Here is a 19568-nt window from a genome sequence, read left to right on the forward strand (position 1 = left end):
GCGCATAACTGCGTGCTCCGTCAAAGATTTTTCATCCAGTTGCGGGATGCGCTTTGCTTCGTGCTGGCCAAGCTTGCCCGGTTTTGTTGCTTGGCGAAGGCTACGAGCTCTGTTATGGTGTGCTCAGTTGGCCGTTTAGATGGCTAGATGGTTGTGCGCTGACTGCATGTTCGCGCCCCTACCGCTCACCGTTTTGATGATCATGTTGACAGGGAGTTTTTTATGCAACGTCGTTCCTTCTTCACCCTTTCCGCCCTGGCGTTGCTCGCCAGCAGCCTGCCGCTGTCCGCCTTTGCCATCGATGAGGCGAAGAAAGAGATCGTCATCGGCACCACGGTTGGTGACTTTGCCGATATGGTCACCGACGCCATCAAGCCGCAGCTCGAAGCCAAGGGCTACAAGGTCAAACTGGTGGAGTTCACCGATTACGTGACCCCCAACATCGCCCTGGCGGACGGGTCGCTTGACGTCAACTGCTTCCAGCACAAGCCCTATCTGGAGAGCTTCGCCAAAGACCGGGGTCTCTCTCTGGCGCCCATCACTCAGGTGCCGACCGGCCCCATGGGGCTCTACGCCGGCAAGCTGGGGGATCTGAAGGCGGTGAAAGAGGGAAGCACGGTCGCCATCCCGAACGATCCCACCAACCAGGCGCGGGCACTGCTGATGCTGCAGGATCTGGGCTGGCTGAGCCTCAAGGAGGGGATCAATCCCCTCAAGGCGAGCGAGTTCGACGTGGTGAAGAACCCCCACAACCTCAAGCTGGTGCTGCTGGAAGCGGCGCAGCTGCCGCGCTCCCGTGAGGATGTGGACTTCTCCGTCATCAACGGCAACTTTGCCGCCTCAAGCGGGATCCCGTTCAGCTCCGGCCTCTTCCTCGAGCGCAGCTATGACTTCATCAACTGGGTGGTGGTAAAGAGCGCCGATGCGGGCAAGCCGTTCGCCAAGGATGTGGCGGCCGCCTACAACTCCCCTGAATTCAAGGCTTATGCCGCCAAGCGCTTCGTCGGCTACAAGTATCCCGAGGGCTGGCAGCAGAAGGGGTGAGTGGCGTACAAGCGATAAAAACGGGCACCCAGGTGCCCGTTTTTTATTGGACGTCAGTAGTGGCGCAACCACCAGCGGGCGGCCAGGAGGGCGGTGAGGCTGCCAAGCAGGGCGCTTGCCAGCACATCCAGGGGCCAGTGCATGCCGATAAGGGTGCGCGAGAGGCCGATCCCGATGGCCCAGAGTGGCAGCAGCCAGGCCCCGGCGGGTGCCCGGGCCAGCCAGATCAGGCCGAAGAACTGGGCGAGGCTCATGGCGGCGATGCTGTGACCGGAGGGAAAGGCATAGTTGACCTCTGCCTGCCAGTGCTGGCCGAGCCAGGCGGGCAGCGCCAGCAACTGGGTCGCGGCGTGGACCTGTTCGCTGCGAAGGGCCTGGCTTCCCCCATAGAACTGGCGGATGGCGGGGATCAGCTCCTGGCTCTCCAGCCAGATGAGGTAGGGCCTGGGCTCCTCGGTCAGCAGCTTGATGAGGCTCTTGATGACCCAGTCGCTCGCCAGCACGGCAAAGAGGGCGCCAGTCAGCGCCAACAAGGCGCGACCGTCCAGCGTCAGCTTGTGTCTTGTGAGCAGCAGCAGGGCGGCAATGGTGAAGACCAGCCCCGGTAAGTCCACCATGCGGGTGAGGGCGTAGGGCCACCATAGCCAGCCTGATTGCAGGGCCTGGGTCATGAACGGCTGCCAGGGCAGGCAGGCGAGCAGCAGCAGGGGAAGGAGCAGGAGGGCATTGAAATGAAGCACCTTGCGGCGTGGCAACGAAGAGGAGTGAGTCGGCATCAAGGGGTCCGGTTCGGTGGCGCGAGCGGCTAGAAAGAGGCGTCATTGTGCCAGTCAGGTTGCTCTGGTCAAGGCGAAGGGGGTGAGGGCAACAGGTTGTTACATATGATGCTGCCGGACATCGTGCCCGCACCTGAGGCCGGAAGGTGGAAAGATGGCCGCAGAGAGGTCTGCCAACAAGCCTCTGAAAATCCGCCGCGTTTGGGCTAGAATGGCGCGCCTGTGGCCCTTGTGGACGAGATGCGTGCCGATGAAGATCGTCGTTGATGAAAATATGCCCCATGCGGTGGAGCTGTTTGCGGAATTTGGTGAAGTGGTTCCCCTGCCGGGACGAGAAATAAGGGCCGCGGATCTGCAAGAGGCGGATGTGCTGCTGGTGCGCTCCGTGACCCGGGTCAACGAAGCGCTCCTGGCGAGTTGCCCCAGGCTGGGGTTTGTCGGCACGGCCACCATCGGCACGGATCACATCGATCAGGGGCTGCTGGCGGCGCGGGGCATTCCCTTCTTCAGCGCCCCCGGCTGCAACAAGGTGTCGGTGGGGGACTACGTGCTCTCCGCCCTGCTGGTTCTGGCCGAACGCCATGAGCTGACCTTGAGCGAGATGAGCCTCGCCGTCATCGGCGCCGGCAACACCGGCGAGAGCGTGGCCGGCAAGGCCGAGGCGCTCGGGATGAAGGTGCTGCGCTGCGACCCGCCCCTGGCCCGTAGCGGCGCCGCTGGCGACTTCGTGGATTACCGCACTGCCCTGGATGCCGACATCGTCAGCTTCCATGTTCCCTATCTTCGTGAAGGGGATGAGGCCACCTTCCACCTGCTGGGAGCCGAGGAGATCGCCGAGCGTCCGGCCGGGCAGATCCTCATCAACGCATCCCGCGGCGAGGTGTGGGACAACCGTGCCCTGCTTGTCCGCCAGCAGGGACCCCATCCCCTGCGACTGGTGATGGACGTGTGGGAAGGAGAGCCCGAGCCCCTCAATGAACTGGTGCCCCATACCGAGCTGGCCACCCCGCACATCGCCGGTTACAGCCTGGAAGGCAAGGCCCGTGGCACCTGGATGCTCTATGAGGCGCTGTGCCGGCAACTGGGGCGCACCCCGCGCCAGGATCTGCAATCCCTGCTGCCTGCCCCAGAGGTGCGCGAGCTGACGCCGGGGCAGCCGGCGGATCAGGCGCTCATCAAGCAGCTTGTCCACCTTGTTTATGACGTGCGCCGTGACGACGCCCGTTTTCGCAACCGGATCGGGCTGCCCGGCAGCTTCGATGAGCAGCGCAAGCGCTACCCCGAGCGGCGCGAATTGGGCGCCCTGCAACTGAAAGGGCCCTTCGCCGACGACAGACTGGCCCGACTGGGCTTTGCCGTCTCGGAGCAATAAACCCGATTTCAACAAGGGGAGGGGCTTGCCCAGGCGGCGTTTTCCCCCGGCCCGGCATCATGGCGGGCCTGTCATCAAACCGATACGCGTGCCAGCCGGGGCCCTTATGCCCGGCCCCGACGGGCCGCATCACAGGAGAACAGATCAGTGAGTCAGCAATTCAACGTAGCGGTATTGGGTGCCAGCGGCGCCGTGGGTCAGGCCATGATCGAGATCCTGGAGGAGCGCGCCTTCCCGGTAGCGACCCTCTATCCGCTCGCCTCCAGTCGCAGCGCTGGGGACACGGTGCGTTTTGGCGGCAAGAACGTCGACATCCTTGATGTGGAGGCCTTTGACTGGAGCCAGGTGGAGATCGCACTCTTCTCCGCCGGTGCCGAGGTCTCGGCCAAATGGGCGCCCATCGCCGCCGAGCACGGCTGCATCGTCATCGACAACACCTCCTGCTTCCGCTACGACGAGGACATTCCCCTGGTCATTCCGGAAGTGAACCCGGACGCGCTGGCCGATTTTCGCAACCGCAACATCATCGCCAACCCCAACTGCTCCACCATCCAGATGCTGGTGGCCCTCAAGCCCCTGCACGATGAGGTAGGCATCAGTCGCATCAACGTGGCGACCTACCAATCCGTTTCCGGCTCCGGCAAGGAAGGGGTGAGCGAGCTGGCGGGCCAGACCGCCCACCTGCTCAACGGCCGCCCGGTGGAGCCGACCCTCTATCCGCAGCAGATCGCCTTCAACCTGATCCCGCAGATCGATGCTTTCACCGACAACGGCTACACCCGGGAAGAGATGAAGATGGTGTGGGAGACCCAGAAGATCCTGGGGGATGCCAGCATCGCCGTGAACCCCACCTGCGTGCGGGTACCGGTCTTCTACGGTCACGCCGAGGCGGTTCATGTGGAGCTGCACCAGCCGCTGGACGCCGAGCAGGTCAAGGAGCTGTTGCGCAATGCCCCGGGGGTGACCCTGTTTGATGATGAAGGGGACTACCCGACCCCGGTGCGCGATGCCACCGGCCAGGATGATGTGATGGTCGGGCGGGTGCGCCAGGATATTTCTCATCCGAGTGGTATCAATATGTGGATCGTGGCCGATAACGTTCGTAAGGGCGCGGCAACCAACAGCGTGCAGATTGCCGAACTGCTGGTACGCGACTACCTCTGAGGCCGGATGTCGGCCCCGGGCGGGGAGGGAACCCCGCCTTGATGTGGGCGCCCTGGCCCCGGTATGTGACCGGGAACCCACTCTCCGGTTTTTGGAATACCGTGTGATATCAGTGGACTAGGTTTTTTTCTACACTCTGGTTCGCGTCTGGGGCTGCTTTCTGGTCGCCGCCGGGCGCGAAATATGTCGGATCGCTGGCTTGAGACCGGCGCCTGATTTATATTGAGCCGATTGTTTTGGGGTAACTATCCAGATTTTTCAATGTGATAGGGCCGTCATACGAAGGAACGAATATGGGACATTCCCGCATAACGCTGGCAACGCTACTCGCATTGGGGCTTCTGGGCACGGTTCAGGCCGAAGAGGGGGCGCGAGAACCCTTCTTTGTCGAACTCAAGGGACCGGATGGCTCACCGCCCCCCGCGGTGCAACCAGAGCCCCGGGCCCAGCCCGTGGCGCCCGTCACCCTGCCCAGAGCCGAGCCCATCGTGCGTCAAGTGCCTGCTGCGTCGGCTGGCAGTTATGGTCCCGTGCGTCCCACCGATACCCTCTGGAGTCTGGCGAGCAAGCATCGCCCTTCCAACCGGGTAAGCGTCTACCAGACCATGGTGGCCATCTATGACAAGAACCCCCGAAGCTTCGCAGACGGCAACATCAACCATATTCTGGTGGGTTCCCACATCCTGCTGCCCACCGCCGCAGAGGCGGGGCGCATCACGGATGCCGAAGCACGCCGTCGCTTCAACAGCGACAACGCGAGCTGGAAGGGGCTGAGCCCCAAATACCTGGCCAACAAGCAATCCCACGTCGCCCAGCCGGTGGCGAGCAAGCCTGCTCCGGCCAAGCCGGCTGTGGTGGCCAAGAATACACCGCCCAAGGCGGCGCCGATCCCGGCGGCACCCAAGGCGACGGCTCCAGCCCCCGAGGTGAAGGAGACCGCCAAGGCGGCTGTCTCCACCCCCGTGGTGGTGAGCGCTGCTGCGAGCAGCGCCGCCAGCACGGCGCCGGCGCCCCTGCCCGCCACTGCGGTGGGCAAACCCTCCACCGAGATGGCGCTGGCCCTGGAAGATGCCAACGCCCAGCTCGGCCAGGTCACCGAGATGAACCACAGGCTCAAGCTGCGCCTGCAAGCCCTGACCGAAGAGGTGGAGACCCTCAAGGCCCAGTTGCAGGATCAGACCGCCCTGCAAAAAGAGGTGGCGGAACTCAAGGCCAATCCGACGCCTCCCGTGGTGGCGCCGGTGCCCAAACAGAGCTGGCTGATGGAGCTGCTCTCTTCGCCGCTCAATCTCGCCATGATCATCCTGCTGCCGGTACTCCTGGTGCTTGCCCTGGTCACGCTCTGGCTGCGTGCTCGTGCCCGCCGCGAGCTGGAAGAGCAGGAGAAGAGCCTCTCCGAGTCGACCTCCATGGTCATGGGAGACGAGAACAGCGAGTTTGATCAGTTGATGACGGTGGGCATCGCGGATGACGAGCCCCTCCATGGCATGCCGGATCTCAACGAGCCGGAAGTGAGCAGGAAGCAAGATGGCGCCAGTGCCGCCGCCGATGTCATCTTCCGGGATGACGAGACGGCGCTCTCCGCTTTTGATGTGGAGCCTGCGGTGACGACGGCGAACCGGGATCCGGATCTGGTGCCCGAGCTGGATCTAGCCCACGAGGGGGACTTCGATCTGCCCGTGGTGCCGGAACTCGATCTCTCCGACGAGCCCAGCTCCTCTGCTCGTGGTCATGACGAGATCATGACCGAGGAGGAGCTGCAGGCCGCCCTGTTTGCCGAGCTGGACGCGGATCTGGAAGCGGATCTGGCCCAGGCCCAGGAGGAGAGCCGCAGCCAGCGTGACGAGACACTGGCCAACTTCGATCTGAGCGATCTAGAGACCGGGTTTGGCGAGCCGACCGACGATGAGCGTGCCGCCAAGGCGCCGCACATCGACGAGACGGGGTTTGGCAAGGACGATGTGGACGACATGCTGGCCGAGCTCGGGCTGGAGCCCACCAAGCCGGCGACGTCCGAGTGGGATCCCAGCGAGCTGGCCCTGGCGGACTTCGAGGATGCCTTCGCCGAGGTGGAGTCCCATCAGGGGGAGGTGAAACCCCGCGAGCAGGTGCAAGACAGCGACTTCGTTGAAATCGACAAGCTGCTGGCCGATGCCGATGCCAGCAGCACGGAGCAGGAACCCTATCAGGGTTTCTCCCTGGATGTGGGGCTGGACGGTTTCCCCGAGGTGCTGCCGGAGTCCAACGGCTTTGATGTGGATGCCGATGACGGCGGGGTGGGGGCCAAGCTGGATCTGGCCCGGGCTTACCTCGAGATCGACGACAAGGAGAGCGCCCGCGAGCTGCTGGAAGAGGCGGTGGCCCAGGGCAGCGAGCACCAGCGCAGCGAGGCGCAGAAGCTGCTCAAACGCCTGGGCTAGGCAGGCCCTTGTCATCGATGCACCAGAGAGGGCAGCCCACGGGCTGCCCTCTCTCTTTGGGGGCCCCGCACCGCAGCCTCGCCCGGTCTGGGACTTTTGAGCTCGAGCGCGTATAATCCGCCCCGTTTCTTTCACTGCATCCTTTCATCAGAAGACACCGTTACCCATGCGAATTGCCCTTGGTATTGAATATGACGGCAGCCGGTACTTCGGCTGGCAGCGCCAGCGCGAAGTGATCAGCGTCCAGGAGGAGCTGGAAAAAGCCCTCCGCCGCATCGCCAACCACCCCGTCTCCATCCAGTGTGCCGGTCGCACCGATGCGGGGGTGCATGCCACCGGCCAGGTGATCCACTTCGATACCGAGTCGAACCGCGCAGAAGGCGCCTGGACCCTGGGGCTCAACTCCAACCTGCCCCCAGACATCGCCGTGCGCTGGGTCAGGGAGGTGGACGAGCATTTCCATGCCCGCTTCAGCGCCACCGCCCGTCGCTACCGTTACGTCATCTACAACCACAACTACCGCCCGGCGATCCTGGGCCAAGGCGTCAGCCACTACCACGAAGCCATCGATGCGACGCTGATGCATAAGGCCGGCCAGAGCCTGCTGGGGGAGCATGACTTCAGCACCTTCCGGGCCGTCGCCTGTCAGTCCAACACCCCCTGGCGCAATGTGACCCACCTGTGTGTCAGCCGTTCCGGCCCCTACATCGTGCTCGACATCAAGGCCAACGCCTTCCTGCATCACATGGTGCGCAACATCACCGGCTCCCTGCTGCTGGTGGGGCAGGGGCTTCAACCGGTGGAGTGGATTGCCGAGGTGCTGGCGGCGAAGGATCGCAACCTGGCGGGCCCGACCGCCAAGGCGGGCGGCCTCTATCTGGTGGATGTGGATTACCCGGCCGAATTCGGGTTGCCCCGGCCGCCCCTCGGCCCGCTGTGGCTGCCGGACTCGGCACCGGGTACGACCAGTTTTTAGTAACTGGGCCCGAAAATTTGTGGTTTAATGATCCGTCGTTTATTGCCATCGAGCCGTTAAGTCATTGAACAATCAAGGCTCGATGTGTTTTGTCAGGCACAAATGCATTAAGGAATTCCATGAGCTGGCTTGAGAAGATCCTTCCCAAGAGCAAGATCACCACACCGCGTCGTCACAACATTCCGGAAGGGGTGTGGACCAAGTGTACTGCTTGCGAACAGGTGCTCTACCGGGCAGAGCTGGAGCGCAATCTCGAAGTGTGCCCCAAGTGTGACCATCATATGCGCATCAGCGCACGTGCCCGTCTCGAGAGCTTCCTCGACGCCGAGGGACGCAGCGAAGTCGCGGCCGAGCTGGAGCCGCAAGACATCCTGAAATTCAAGGATTCCAAGCGCTACAAGGATCGTTTGTCTGCCGCCCAGAAAGAGACGGGCGAGAAGGATGCGCTGGTGGTGATGAAGGGGACCCTCAAGGGGGTACCGGTCGTCGCCTGTTCATTCGAGTTCTCCTTCATCGGGGGCTCCATGTCCTCCGTGGTCGGTGCCCGCTTCGTGCGCGCCGTCGAGGAGAGCATCAAGGAAGGCCGCGGCCTGGTCTGCTTCTCCACCTCCGGTGGTGCGCGGATGCAGGAAGCCCTGTTCTCCCTGATGCAGATGGCCAAGACCAGTGCGGCGCTCGACAGGCTCACCAAGGCGGGCCTGCCCTTCATCTCTGTGCTGACCGACCCCACCATGGGTGGCGTTTCCGCGAGTCTGGCCATGCTGGGTGACATCAACGTAGGCGAACCCAAGGCGCTGATCGGCTTTGCCGGCCCTCGCGTCATCGAGCAGACTGTGCGCGAGAAACTGCCGGAAGGCTTCCAGCGCTCCGAGTTCCTGCTGGAGAAGGGTGCCATCGATCTCATCATCGACAGGCGCGAAATGCGCAACCGTCTGGCCGGTCTGCTGGCCAAGCTGATGAACACTCAGGTCATCGAAGACTGAAGATGAGTTCACACATGCAACAATCCCAAAGCCGGTCGCTGGTCGACTGGCTTTCTTATTTGGAGCAGATCCACCCGGCCAACATCGACATGGGGCTGGAGCGGGTCGGCACGGTTGCCCGCCACATGGGCCTCACCGAACTGCCGTTCAAGGTGATCACGGTGGCGGGCACCAACGGCAAGGGCTCCTCCTGCGCCATGGCGGCCAGCATCCTGATGGCCGCCGGCTACCGGGTCGGTGTCTACTCCTCCCCCCATCTGCTGCGCTTTACCGAGCGGGTGCGCGTCAATGGCCAGGAGCTGGCCGATGGCGATCACTGCGCGGCCTTTGCCGAGGTGGAAGCCGCCCGGGGCGACATCGCCCTCACCTTCTTCGAGTTCGCCACCCTGGCCGGTCTGTGGCTGTTTCGCCGCGCCGCGCCCGATGTGCTCTTGCTGGAAGTGGGGCTGGGGGGGCGGCTTGATGCCACCAATGTAGTGGAATCGGACGTCGCCCTGATCACCTCCATTGCCCTGGATCACTGCGACTGGCTCGGGGATACCCGGGAGGCGGTGGCGGTGGAGAAGGCTGGCGTCTATCGCAAAGGTAAACCCGCCATCAGCGGGGAGCCCAATCCGCCGTCGACCATCGCAAGCGAAGCGGCGCGCCTCGGCGCCTGCTTGCGTCAGGTCGGCATCGATTTTCGTGGTGACGAGCATGAAGGTGACTGGGATTATCACGGCCTGCACCACTGGTCGGGATTGCCCAAACCGGCCCTGCCGCTGATGAATGCGGTCACCGTGCTGGCGGCCCTGGAGTCCCTCGGTCTGCCATTGGCGGAGTCCGCCATCCGCGACGGCCTGGCCAATGCCCGCCTGGCTGGCCGGATGCAGCAGTTGCAAACCTCGCCGCTGGTCATCGTCGACGTGGCCCACAATCCCCACTCTGCGGCCTATCTCGCCAGCCAGTTGCGCCTGCTCCCCGGCAAGGGCAAGCGCCGCGCCGTGGTTGGCATGCTCAAGGACAAGGACATGGCGGGGTCGCTGGCCGAGCTTGACGGTCTGATTGACGAGTGGTTCCTGGCAAGCCTCCACGGCCCGCGCGCGGCCACGGCCGCCCAGTTGGCGACGGCCCTTGGCAGCGGCCGGGGCGTGGCGCTCACCTTTGCCTGCGTGGGGGATGCCTACGGCGCCGCCTTGGCCGCATCGAGTCCTGACGATATGGTCATTGTGTTCGGCTCGTTTTACACTGTCGCCGACGTGCTGGCTCTGGGCTCGGTCTGAGCCGTTCGCTCCCCTGGCTCCGTCATCGTGACGACGGGCCGGGTTTTGCACTGGATAATCCCCTTTCAGGCCAAGTGGGTGGCGAGGGACCCGGCTTCGCCAGCCGGCGTGAGGGGAGGCGTTCTTTGCGAAGTGTGCAAGATTGCAATGGATCCTAAGTAACATGGGTGGAAATTAACTTGGCTTCGAAGTTTCAAAACAGATTGGTGGGGACCGTCATCCTGGTCGCCCTGGTGGTCATCTTTCTGCCGGACCTGATGGACGGCAACAAGCTGGAGCAGAAGGACGAGGCCTTCGCCAAGATCCCCCTGCGTCCGGAGCTCGAGCCCGCCAAACCTGCGCTTCAGGTCTCGGCGGCGAGCACCCTGCCTGCCGAGCATCTGGCGAGTCAGCAGCAGGCCTCTGCCGCGACCCAGTGGCAGGTAGAGGAGATTGGCGATACCGTGACCCTGGCCAATCAGGGGGGAGCCAATCCAGCGGGAGCCAGTCAGGCGCCCATCACCCAGCAGCAGCCGGTACAGGCCGTGGCGCAACCCAAGCACCAGCCCAAACCCGAGCCCAAGCCGGAAGTGATCGCCAAGAAACCGGTGGAGCAGCCCAAACCCAAGCCGGTGCCAACCAAGCCGGTAGAGGTGCAAAAACCGGTGGAGGCCAAGCCACAGGCGGGCCAGATCAAGACCATGGATGATCTCATCGCGAGCAAGATGGCCCTGCCGACTACGGCACCGGCAGCAGCAGCCCCGGCTCAGGGGAGCTGGATCCTGCAGCTTGGCGCCTTCAAGAATGCAGACAGCGTCAATGCCCTGGTGAGCAAGCTGAGGGCGGCGGGCTACTCGGCCCAGACGTCGCCGAGAACCCCGGTGCAGGGGCAGATCAACCGGGTCTTCATCGGGCCGGATGTCTCCAAGGCCAAGTTGCAGGGCATGCAGAGCCGGATCAGCCAGATGACGGGCTTGAGCGGCTCCGTGGTGGCCTACAACCCCTGACAAGACGATGAAATGAAAAGACCGCGCCTCATGGCAACATGGGCGCGGTCTTTTTTTGTGTCCAACACGGGGGAGGCAGTGTGGATATCGGGCTATCGGGCTGCCGAGGAGGCCTAGATGCACTTCACCGGCTTGGGGAGGCCTGCGATCTTGGTGGCCTGCTTGGCGGGGCCTTCCGGGAACAACTTGTAGAGGTAGCGGCTGTTGCCCTTCTCCAGGCCATACTGCTTTTCCATCGCCTTGACCAGGGCGCGGATGGCGGGGGAGGTGTTGAACTCCAGATAGAAGGCCCGCACGAAACGCACCACTTCCCAGTGCGGATCCTCCAGCACTATCCCCTCTTTCTCGGCCAGCACCAGGGCCAGCGCCTCGCTCCATTGCTCGCTGTGGCGCAGATAGCCCTGGGCATCGGTCTCGATGAGTTGGCCGTTGAACTGCAAATGATGTGGCTCGGACATGACGCTTCCTCGAAAAGGCTATCTCAATGGGGCGGGCATGGTAGCGCCTTGCGTCCCGTCCGGCAACCGGGGCGGCGCTTGGCGCCTGCCTCGGGCGGGATAGGCCCGGCGGCTATGGCTGGCTAGGTCCGGCCCTGACCTGTCAGCAACTGGCCGTCGTTGGCCAGCATCAACAGCTCGTCTGCCAACTGGCTGATGAGGGTGAGCTGCTGGCTCAGCATCAGCTGCTCCTCGCTGCTCTCCGGAGCGATGGCTGGACAGGCTCCCGCGAGCGGCGTCGGCATCTCCCCCGCCAGGTGACCGGCGGCCTGCTCCAGGGTCTGGCTGATGTGGCGGCTTATCTCCTCCAGCCCCTCGATGGGCTCGAGTTTGTCGCGATGGGCCCCAAGCGCCGAGATATAGGAGAGCAGGGCATGGTTGCGCCAGGTGAGAGTGAAGCAGAGATCCAGGAAGCGGCGGCGCTTGCTCGGCTCTACCAGCATGCTCTGCCAGGCCATGGCCAGCTCGCTGTCGGCGAGGTGGGCACACTTGCGGGCCACCCGGTAGTCCAGGGATTCATCCCGTTGGCGATGCAGGCTGGCGAGCACCGCCGAGAGGTACTTCGCATTGGCGGACAGGGAGTTGGCGATAAGGGTCGGCAACCGCTTGTATTGCCAGTCGGGCCAGAGCCAGGCCACCAGGGCGTAGGAAAGCAGGCAGCCGAGTAGGGTATCGAGCAGCCGGGGTCCGAGGATGGCGAAGCCGATGCCATCCAGCAGGTTGAACGCCATCAGCACGTAGAGGGTGATGAAGCAGACGGCGGCGCTGTAGTTGCTGCGCACCTGGGTGAAAAACAGGAAGGCGGCCAGCCCCATGATCCCCAGTTGCAGGTGCAGCTCGGGGAAGAACCAGAGCACGGGCACGCCGATGAGGATACCGGCGAAGGTGCCGAGCATCCGCTGCACCAGGCGACGGCGGGTGGCGCTGTAGCTCGGCTGGCAGACGAACAATACGGTGAGCAGGATCCAGTACCCCTTGTCCAGGTGAAACGCCTGCAGAATGCCATAGCCCACTACCAGCCCGAGGGAGAGCCGCAGGGCATGGCGAAACACCATGGAGTTCGGGGTCAGGTGCTGCCTGAGCAATGCCAGCAGGGGCAGGGCGATCGGCCGTGCCAGGGGAGGCAGGCTGGTGGGCGGCGCGGCGGGGTTTTGCAGCTCTTCGGCGCTTTGCAGCAACTGGTTGATGCTGGCCAGGTTGCGACGCAGGAACTTCATCGGTGTCAGCAGGGTCTTGGGGTAGTGCTGCTTGAGGTGGGTGAACTCCAGCTGATCGCCGAGGGCCTCCAGGGTCCAGTGAATGCGTTTGTGGTGGGTGTAGGGCTTGTGCACCAGGATGGCGTAGCCAAGCTGCTGACAGGCGTCGGCAAGCTGTGACAGCACCTCCTGGAAGCCGTCGAGGACGATGCCCTGCTTGAGCTCCGCTTCCAGCTTGCTGTAGGGGTAGTGGCTGGAGGTGGCCCGCTCCTGGATCTCCAGGGCAAGCAGGTAGAGGCGCAGCAGGCCCGCGAGCTCGGGGGCAACCCCGTGGCGGCCGGGGGCATGAAGACGGGCATTGAGCGCCGTCTTGGCCTGGTTCAGGGCATTGACCAGGTTGATGTTGAGCTGGGCCAGATTGTGGCGGATGGCCTGGGCGCCGTGTTCGTCGGCCGGGAAGAAGCGGGATTTCTCCTGCAAGTAGCGGGCGAGGGCGAAGTAGCTCTGGGCCAGTTGCTCGTGCAGGGTCTTGTAGGGCAGCAGCCAGAGCCAGACCAGGGACACCAGGCCGTACCAGAGGGCCCCGGCGCACAGGGCCAGCGGCTGATAGAGCAGATCAGGTGCCTTGGCGGCCCCCAGCATGGTGTAGATGGCAATCAGCAGGGAACCAAAGCTGATGGTGGCGTAGCGTTGGCCGAGGGCACCCACCATGACGAAGAGGAAGGTGGAGCCCGCGAGCCCGATGGCAAAGAGCCAGGGAGTGGGGAAGAGATACTGCACGCACAATGAGGCGAACAGGAAGCAGAGCAGGGTCATGGCGAGGTTCTTGACCCGGCCCCAGAGGCTGTCGTCGGTCTCGGCGATGGCACCGGCCACCACCCCGAGGGAGAGCAGCACGGTGAGCTGGATGTCACCGGTTGCCAGCGCGAAGGCGAGCAGCCCCGCGATGGCGAGCAGGACTTTGAGGGCGAAATAGATGTGGCTGTCTGTCAGTAGACGGCGTAATAAACCTGAAAAGTCCATGGGCATGGGATGAAGGCAACCCTTGAGCGAAACGAAAGCAACAGCATAACCCGTCGATAACGAAACGGCCCTGATTTGGATCAGGGCCACTTCGCTTCATATCCTTGATTTGCAACTTATCCTGACAGAAATGGGCGCCAATAAAAACCCCGCCGAAGCGGGGTCTTGTGCATCTTAAGCATCCATCAGTTACGGTTGCCGCCAAGCAGGCTCAGCAGGCTCAGGAAGATGTTGTAGATGGAGACATACAGGGTGACGGTGGCAGAGATGTAGTTGGTCTCGCCGCCGCGCACGATCTGCTGGGTGGTCAGCAGGATGGCGCCGGAGGAGAAGAGCATGAACATGGCGGACAGGGCCAGGCTCAGGGCGCTCATCTGCAGGAAGATGTTGGCGACCATGGCTACCAGCAGTACCCAGAACCCGACGAACAGCATGCCGCCGAGGAAGGAGAGGTCCCGCTTGGTGGTCAGGGCATAGGCAGACAGGCCGAAGAAGGTGAGCGCAGTACCGCCCAGCGCCGTCATCACGATCTCGCCGCCGCCGTTGTTCATGTACATGTTGATGATGGGGCCGAGGCTATAGCCCAGCAGGCCGGTCAGGGCGAAGGTGAACACCAGCCCCATGCCGTTGTCACGGTTCTTCTCGGTCAGGAACATCAGGCCGTAGACACCGATGAGGAACACGGCCCAGTGCAGGGGCGGCATGTTCATGACGGTCGCTACCCCGGCTACCACGGCTGAGAAGCCAAGAGTGAGGGAGAGCAGCATGTAGGTGTTGCGCAGCACCTTGTTGGTGTCGCGCACGGCACCCTGGGTGCCAGTGTAGATAGAACGGGTATCCATCTTGATGTCCTCTTGATTTCCGGGGTGAAGCGACCAAGTGTGCTTCGTTAACGCATTGTATGCACTGAATGTGTGGATGACGAGCGCTGATTTCAAGCGCCACCCCACCTGCGTGGTCCCTACTATCCCAGAGCAAAGATGTATTGCGCATGAACAAGGAGGCTCAAGGCGTTGCAGAGGGCGCCTGTTCCTGCTCTTTACCCTGTCTGGCGATCCGCGTCGGCGAGAAGCCGAACTGCTTTCTAAACGCCGTGATGAAATTGGCCACATGGTCATAGCCGGCGTGGGCGGCGGCGCCTTGCAGAGAGAGGCTGCGCGCCTCTAGCCTAGCCCGCGCTTCTTGCAGCTTTCGCTGGCGAAGGTAGCGCTGCAGGCTCATGCCCAGCTCTTTTTTTGCGGCTCGCTGCAAGGTGGAGACGCTCATGCCGAGGGTGGCTGCGATCTCGGTCAGGGTCATCTCGTCCACTTTTTCATCCCTGAGCAGCATCTTGAGGCGCGTCGGTTGCTCGTTCTGGCGCTGGCAACAGGGGGAGGCGGCCTGCTGGAGGTTGGTCATCAGGCTCTCCCAGACACTGAGGGCAAAGGCCTTGCGCATCAGCATCTCGGAGGCGTTCTGGCTGCTGGTGAGATTGAGCGCTTCCGCAATCTGTCCAAGGGCAGCGGGCAGGGTCCAGTCGACGCGGCTCAGATGGCGGCTGAAGGTCTGTGCGAAAGCCTTGCGATGCGCCTGTGCCAGGTTGTGGGAGAGCCAGGTGTGGTCCAGGGAGAGGACGATGCTGCGGCTGCGCACCTGGGCTTTGGCCGCCCCCTGCACGATGTCGGGCTCGGTATAGAGGATGGCGGTTGCCACTATGGGGTCGGACTCGTGGAAGCGACACCCCTTGAGCCTGTGAGTGGCGCCATAGGTCATCAGGGCCCGGCTCTCGAGGGGAATGGCGATGATCAACTGCGGCGGCAACTCCCGCTCGGTGGCGAAGTCTGCCTTGTGAACGATGTCCTTGTTGTGAAAGCGAAGACCCTCCTGGATCACCAGGTTCTCCACCCTGCCGGTGAAGCGCCCCCGCTGGCGTGCGCTGGTATCCCTTGCCACTGTGTCAGTCATGTGCAATTTGACCATGTCGAAGAGTGAAATGACCACACCGCAAAACTGCGGCGGAAGATGGAGTGATATATTAGCCCCCGGAAAATCAAATGAAAATGATTATCATCTCTATCTTGGAGTCACTCTTACTATGGTTGTCTTGAAGGATAAAGCGCGAAGCCCGCTGGCTCTGGCCATCTCTGCCGCTCTGGCCGTCACCGTTGCCGCCCCGGCAGGGGCACACACACCGGACATCAAGCCGGACGAAACCCTGGTCGTCTATGGCAATCCACTCTACGGGATGTCGCCGTCGGAGGAGACGGGAGGCTATGGGGTCGACTCGGCCACCGTCGGCACCAAAACGCCGGCGGCCCTCAAAGACATCCCCCAGTCGATCACCGTGTTGACCAACGACTACATCGAGGAGCGCAACTTCGTGGCGGTGGACGATCTGGCCAAGTACACGCCGGGTCTGCGCACCCTGGTCAACGACAGCGGTCGCTCCTCCATCTTCTCCCGTGGCTATGAATACGACGAGGTGAACCTCAACGGCCTGCCATCGCCCATGCAGAGCAAGTACGGCACCCTGCCGTCGCTGGCGGCGGTGGATCGGGTGGAGATCATGCGGGGCCCCTCCGGCCTCTTCAACAGCACCAGCGAGCTGGGGGGCGTGATCAACATGGTGCTCAAGCGTCCGACCGACGCCTTCAAGGGCTCGGTCACTGCGCGCTATGGCAGCTGGGACAGGCATTACCTGGAGGCGGACATGGGGGGCGCACTCAACGACGAGGGTTCCCTGCGCGGCCGCGTCGTGGTGGCCAACGCCGACATCAAGAACCAGGTGGACTACAACAACAACGACAACGGTACCTACTACGGCACCCTGGAATTCGATCTCTCGGATCGCACCCGCCTCTCCGTCTACGCCCTGCACCAGACCAAGGACATCCTGCCCACCAACGGCCTGCCGGCATACAAGGACGGCTCCCTGCTCGACATCGGCCGCAGCACCTACCTGGGGTCGGCTGAAGACTTCTTCGACGCCGACACCACGGATGTGGGGGCCTCGCTGCAACACGCCTTTGCCAACGGCGGGGTGGGTCAGGTCTCGGCCCGCTACATGGATCACGACATGCGGCTGGAGCAGACCTTCACCAACGGCCCCGTGGACGCGGCGGGCAACACCGGGCTGATGTTCAACGGTCAGGGGAACCAGCAGAAGAACATGGCCTTCGATGCCAACTACAGTCAGATGTTCGATCTGTTGGGGCACAAGAGCGAGTTTGTGCTGGGCTCCGACTACAAGCGCTACGAGTCGGACATCCAGACCTACACCAACCGCAACCTCGGCAAGATCAATGTGTTCGATTTCGACCCGACCCGGGTCGCCAAGCCGGACTACAGCTACACCAAGAATGACCATGAGGAGCAGTCGGAGCTCGGTCTGTATGGCAAAGTGACCTGGCGGCTGATGGAGCCGCTGGCGGTGATCACCGGGGCCCGCGTCTCCTGGTACGATCTGGATGCCGTCAGCACGACCCTGAGTTCCGGAGCCCAGAGCGGCGAGTCCAGTGAGTTCAACGGCAAGCTCACCCCCTACGCGGGGGCCGTCTATGACCTGAGCGACGCACACGCCTGGTATGCCAGCTACTCCAAGGTGTTCAAGCCCCAGACCAGCCAGGACGAGAGCGGCAACCTGCTCAAGCCCCGGGAGGGCAGCCAGTGGGAAACCGGCATCAAGTCCTCGCTGCGTGACGGCCTGCTCAACACCCGGGCGACCCTCTTCCTGATGAAGGACGACAACATCGCGGCCCAGGCCTACGACGATCAGGGCATTGCCATCACCAACACCTACTGGGCTACCGGCAAGGTGGAGACGCAAGGGGTGGAGCTGGAGGCGAGCGGCTATCTCAGCCAGAACTGGATGGTGATGGCCGGTTATACCTTCACCGACATCGAGGAGAAGGCCGGGGATCACAACCCGAAATTCGACACCATCCCCCGTCACGCCCTCTCACTCTGGACCGACTACCACCTGGCCGACTGGGTGCAGGGGCTGCACCTCGGGGCAGGAATGACGGCGGTGAGCGACTACGGCTTCAACCAGAAGGGGGTCGAGACCCATCAGGGGGGCTATGCCCTGTTCGATGCGGCGGTGCGTTACGAGATCAACGACAGAATGCAGGCGACCCTGAACCTCTACAACCTGCTCGACCGGGAGTACTTCTACCGGGTCGGCTCCACCAGCACCTTCAACATGTACGGCGAGCCGGCGAACCTGATGGCAGGCTTCACCTACAAGCTGTAACGACCGACGACAGCAGGGCCTGCGGGCCCTGTTGTCGTCTCTGTGCGCCGCCCTACGGGGGATCCCCAAGGCTGGCGACACAATCCTGGTTCATCCCATGACAAGACTCATCACCCTGCTGCTCACCATGATCACACTCTCTTCTGCCCAGGCAGACATGCTCCACTACGCCCAGCGCTTCACCCACCATTCGGCCCTGCTGGGGGAGACGCGGCAATACAGTGTCTCCCTGCCCCAGGAATATGAACGCGAGCCCGGGGCTCGGTTCCCCGTGCTCTATCTGCTCGACGGGGAGAAGAGCCTGCTGGAGGTTGTCGGCATCACCCGGGCCCTGCGGGCCGGGCTCAATCCGGCGATTCCCCCCCTCATCATCGTTGCGGTCCACAACACCGACCGGATGCGGGATTACACCCCGAGCCACACCATGACCTTGCCCAATGGGGCACAGGCGGGGCCCGGCTATGCCGTGACGGGGGGCGGGCCCCGATTCCTGCGCTATCTGAGTGAGGAGCTGCGCCCCCTCATCGAGGAGAGGTTTCGGACCCAGGCGCCAGCCCTGCTGGTGGGTCACTCCCTCGGCGGCCTGCTGGCACTCGATGCACAGGCGCAAGACGGCGGCCAGTTCCAGGGGGTGATCGCCATCGACGCCAGCCTCTGGTTCGATTACCCCCGCAATTACGAGCGCATCGCGTCGGAGTTGACCGGGCCGCTCAGGCACGCCTCCTCGCTGTTTGTTGCAGTGGCCAACAATCCCTTCACCCCGGGATTCGGGCGCTCGGCGTTTCACCGGGATCGCCTGCAGCAGTTTGCCCGGCAGGTGGTGGCAGCGCCCGGCCCGAACCTGCACGTCACCAGCCGCTACTTCGAGGAGGAGGATCACCACAGCGTCTACCACCCCGCCGTCTATCAGGGACTCCAGTGGCTGTTTCAGGGCTACCGGCTGGATCTGGCGCCCGGGCACTTCAGCCGACAGGGGGTGATCGCCCGCTTTGATGCCCTGAACCGCCACCTCGGCAGCGCACTGCGCCCGGAGCTGGGGAGCCTGCGGGACATCAGGGAGAAGGCCGCGCGCTGGCCGCAGATGGCGATCCCCGTGGATGAGGCCGATGCCCTGCTGGCCCACTACTACGGGTCTAAGCCGTGAAAAGCCGATTTTTTGCCTGTGTCTGGAATCGTCACAACGGTGCCGGAGACGGGTGTCGGTCCGGCGCCATCCCTGGGTAGACTGCCGAAACGAGGGGCGCCGGGTCGGTGCCCCGACAGAGGCAGGGAGTGAGCGATGGCGGTTGCAGGAAAGAGGGGAGGCATGCTGGCTCTGTGGTGCGGCGCACTCCTGATGTCGGGGTGCAGTGGGTTTGCGCCTGCGCCCATTCCCGTCACCTATCTGAGTCAGGATCCGCCCCCAGGCAGGCTGCCCCTTGGGGAGACCGCCTATGTGGATGACGGTCGCTGCCCACCCGGGCAGGTCAAGCGGCTCATCGGCGGGGACGCGAAGCACAATGTGCCAAGAAAGGTGGAGTGTGTGGCAAGACCGCAATGATGATGTGATTTTCACAGCCTGAAACATCCAAAAAAGAGCCCTGAGGCAGTCGCCTTGGGGCTCTTTTCGTCTGGCTGGCCTGGTCGGTGTGATGCCGC

Annotated in this window: 16 protein-coding genes; 11 read left to right on the forward strand and 5 right to left on the reverse strand. The window is 63.3% G+C overall.

Features of this window, described 5'->3' with window-relative positions; translation table 11 throughout:
• Positions 1–222 precede the first annotated feature (222 nt).
• Positions 223–1044, forward strand: coding sequence for a MetQ/NlpA family ABC transporter substrate-binding protein (locus AB5Y59_RS06825; RefSeq protein WP_010675145.1), 822 nt, complete (start codon positions 223–225; stop codon positions 1042–1044).
• 53 nt (positions 1045–1097) lie between these two features.
• Here AB5Y59_RS06825 and AB5Y59_RS06830 read toward each other — a convergent pair whose 3' ends face one another.
• On the reverse strand, positions 1098–1820 hold the full coding sequence (locus AB5Y59_RS06830) for a phosphatase PAP2 family protein (protein WP_368211701.1): 723 nt from the start codon (positions 1818–1820) through the stop codon (positions 1098–1100).
• Between the two features lie 250 nt (positions 1821–2070).
• On the opposite strand from AB5Y59_RS06830, the gene AB5Y59_RS06835 reads away from it, so the two are divergent.
• The 7 genes from AB5Y59_RS06835 (at position 2071) to dedD (ending at position 10983) form a co-directional block, all read left to right on the forward strand.
• The gene (locus tag AB5Y59_RS06835; RefSeq protein WP_045524344.1) at positions 2071–3192 is read left to right on the forward strand and encodes a 4-phosphoerythronate dehydrogenase; all 1122 of its coding nucleotides are present in this window, start codon (positions 2071–2073) and stop codon (positions 3190–3192) included.
• A gap of 147 nt (positions 3193–3339) precedes the next feature.
• On the forward strand, positions 3340–4356 hold the full coding sequence (locus tag AB5Y59_RS06840; RefSeq protein WP_041214974.1) for an aspartate-semialdehyde dehydrogenase: 1017 nt from the start codon (positions 3340–3342) through the stop codon (positions 4354–4356).
• 293 nt (positions 4357–4649) lie between these two features.
• Complete coding sequence (locus AB5Y59_RS06845; protein ID WP_368211703.1) at positions 4650–6776, forward strand: FimV/HubP family polar landmark protein; 2127 nt, start codon at positions 4650–4652, stop codon at positions 6774–6776.
• Positions 6777–6942: 166 nt separating this feature from the next.
• Entirely contained in the window at positions 6943–7752 is an 810-nt protein-coding gene (gene truA, locus AB5Y59_RS06850) for a tRNA pseudouridine(38-40) synthase TruA (protein ID WP_368211705.1), read from the forward strand.
• A 119-nt stretch (positions 7753–7871) separates the two neighbouring features.
• A complete protein-coding gene (gene accD, locus AB5Y59_RS06855) occupies positions 7872–8735 on the forward strand; it encodes an acetyl-CoA carboxylase, carboxyltransferase subunit beta (protein WP_010675139.1) in 864 nt (287 codons plus the stop codon).
• A 2-nt stretch (positions 8736–8737) separates the two neighbouring features.
• A complete protein-coding gene (gene folC, locus AB5Y59_RS06860; protein ID WP_368211706.1) occupies positions 8738–9997 on the forward strand; it encodes a bifunctional tetrahydrofolate synthase/dihydrofolate synthase in 1260 nt (419 codons plus the stop codon).
• Positions 9998–10176: 179 nt separating this feature from the next.
• Positions 10177–10983: a cell division protein DedD gene (dedD, locus tag AB5Y59_RS06865; protein ID WP_368211708.1), complete on the forward strand. Its 807-nt coding sequence runs from the start codon at positions 10177–10179 to the stop codon at positions 10981–10983.
• A gap of 113 nt (positions 10984–11096) precedes the next feature.
• Here dedD and AB5Y59_RS06870 read toward each other — a convergent pair whose 3' ends face one another.
• The 4 genes from AB5Y59_RS06870 to AB5Y59_RS06885 form a co-directional block, all read right to left on the reverse strand.
• On the reverse strand, positions 11097–11441 hold the full coding sequence (locus AB5Y59_RS06870; RefSeq protein WP_368211709.1) for a TusE/DsrC/DsvC family sulfur relay protein: 345 nt from the start codon (positions 11439–11441) through the stop codon (positions 11097–11099).
• Positions 11442–11563: 122 nt separating this feature from the next.
• On the reverse strand, positions 11564–13705 hold the full coding sequence (gene yccS / locus AB5Y59_RS06875; RefSeq protein ID WP_368211711.1) for a YccS family putative transporter: 2142 nt from the start codon (positions 13703–13705) through the stop codon (positions 11564–11566).
• 179 nt (positions 13706–13884) lie between these two features.
• Positions 13885–14541 carry a Bax inhibitor-1/YccA family protein gene (locus AB5Y59_RS06880; protein ID WP_010675134.1) on the reverse strand — a complete coding sequence of 219 codons (657 nt, stop codon included), beginning with the start codon at positions 14539–14541 and terminating at the stop codon, positions 13885–13887.
• A gap of 163 nt (positions 14542–14704) precedes the next feature.
• Positions 14705–15643 (reverse strand): helix-turn-helix transcriptional regulator, encoded by a 939-nt coding sequence (locus AB5Y59_RS06885; RefSeq protein WP_368211712.1) that lies wholly within the window; start codon positions 15641–15643, stop codon positions 14705–14707.
• A gap of 130 nt (positions 15644–15773) precedes the next feature.
• Between AB5Y59_RS06885 and AB5Y59_RS06890 the strand changes: the two genes are divergently transcribed.
• The 3 genes from AB5Y59_RS06890 to AB5Y59_RS06900 all read left to right on the forward strand — a co-directional run bounded on the left by AB5Y59_RS06890 (position 15774) and on the right by AB5Y59_RS06900 (position 19470).
• Positions 15774–17930 carry a TonB-dependent siderophore receptor gene (locus AB5Y59_RS06890; RefSeq protein ID WP_342040460.1) on the forward strand — a complete coding sequence of 719 codons (2157 nt, stop codon included), beginning with the start codon at positions 15774–15776 and terminating at the stop codon, positions 17928–17930.
• Positions 17931–18027: 97 nt separating this feature from the next.
• Entirely contained in the window at positions 18028–19074 is a 1047-nt protein-coding gene (locus AB5Y59_RS06895) for an alpha/beta hydrolase (protein WP_368211713.1), read from the forward strand.
• 192 nt (positions 19075–19266) lie between these two features.
• Positions 19267–19470: a DUF6719 family protein gene (locus AB5Y59_RS06900; RefSeq protein ID WP_353933824.1), complete on the forward strand. Its 204-nt coding sequence runs from the start codon at positions 19267–19269 to the stop codon at positions 19468–19470.
• Positions 19471–19568: the final 98 nt, after the last annotated feature.

The sequence above is a fragment of the Aeromonas sp. s10 genome (genome assembly GCF_040907975.1).
Lineage (GTDB): Bacteria > Pseudomonadota > Gammaproteobacteria > Enterobacterales > Aeromonadaceae > Aeromonas > Aeromonas caviae.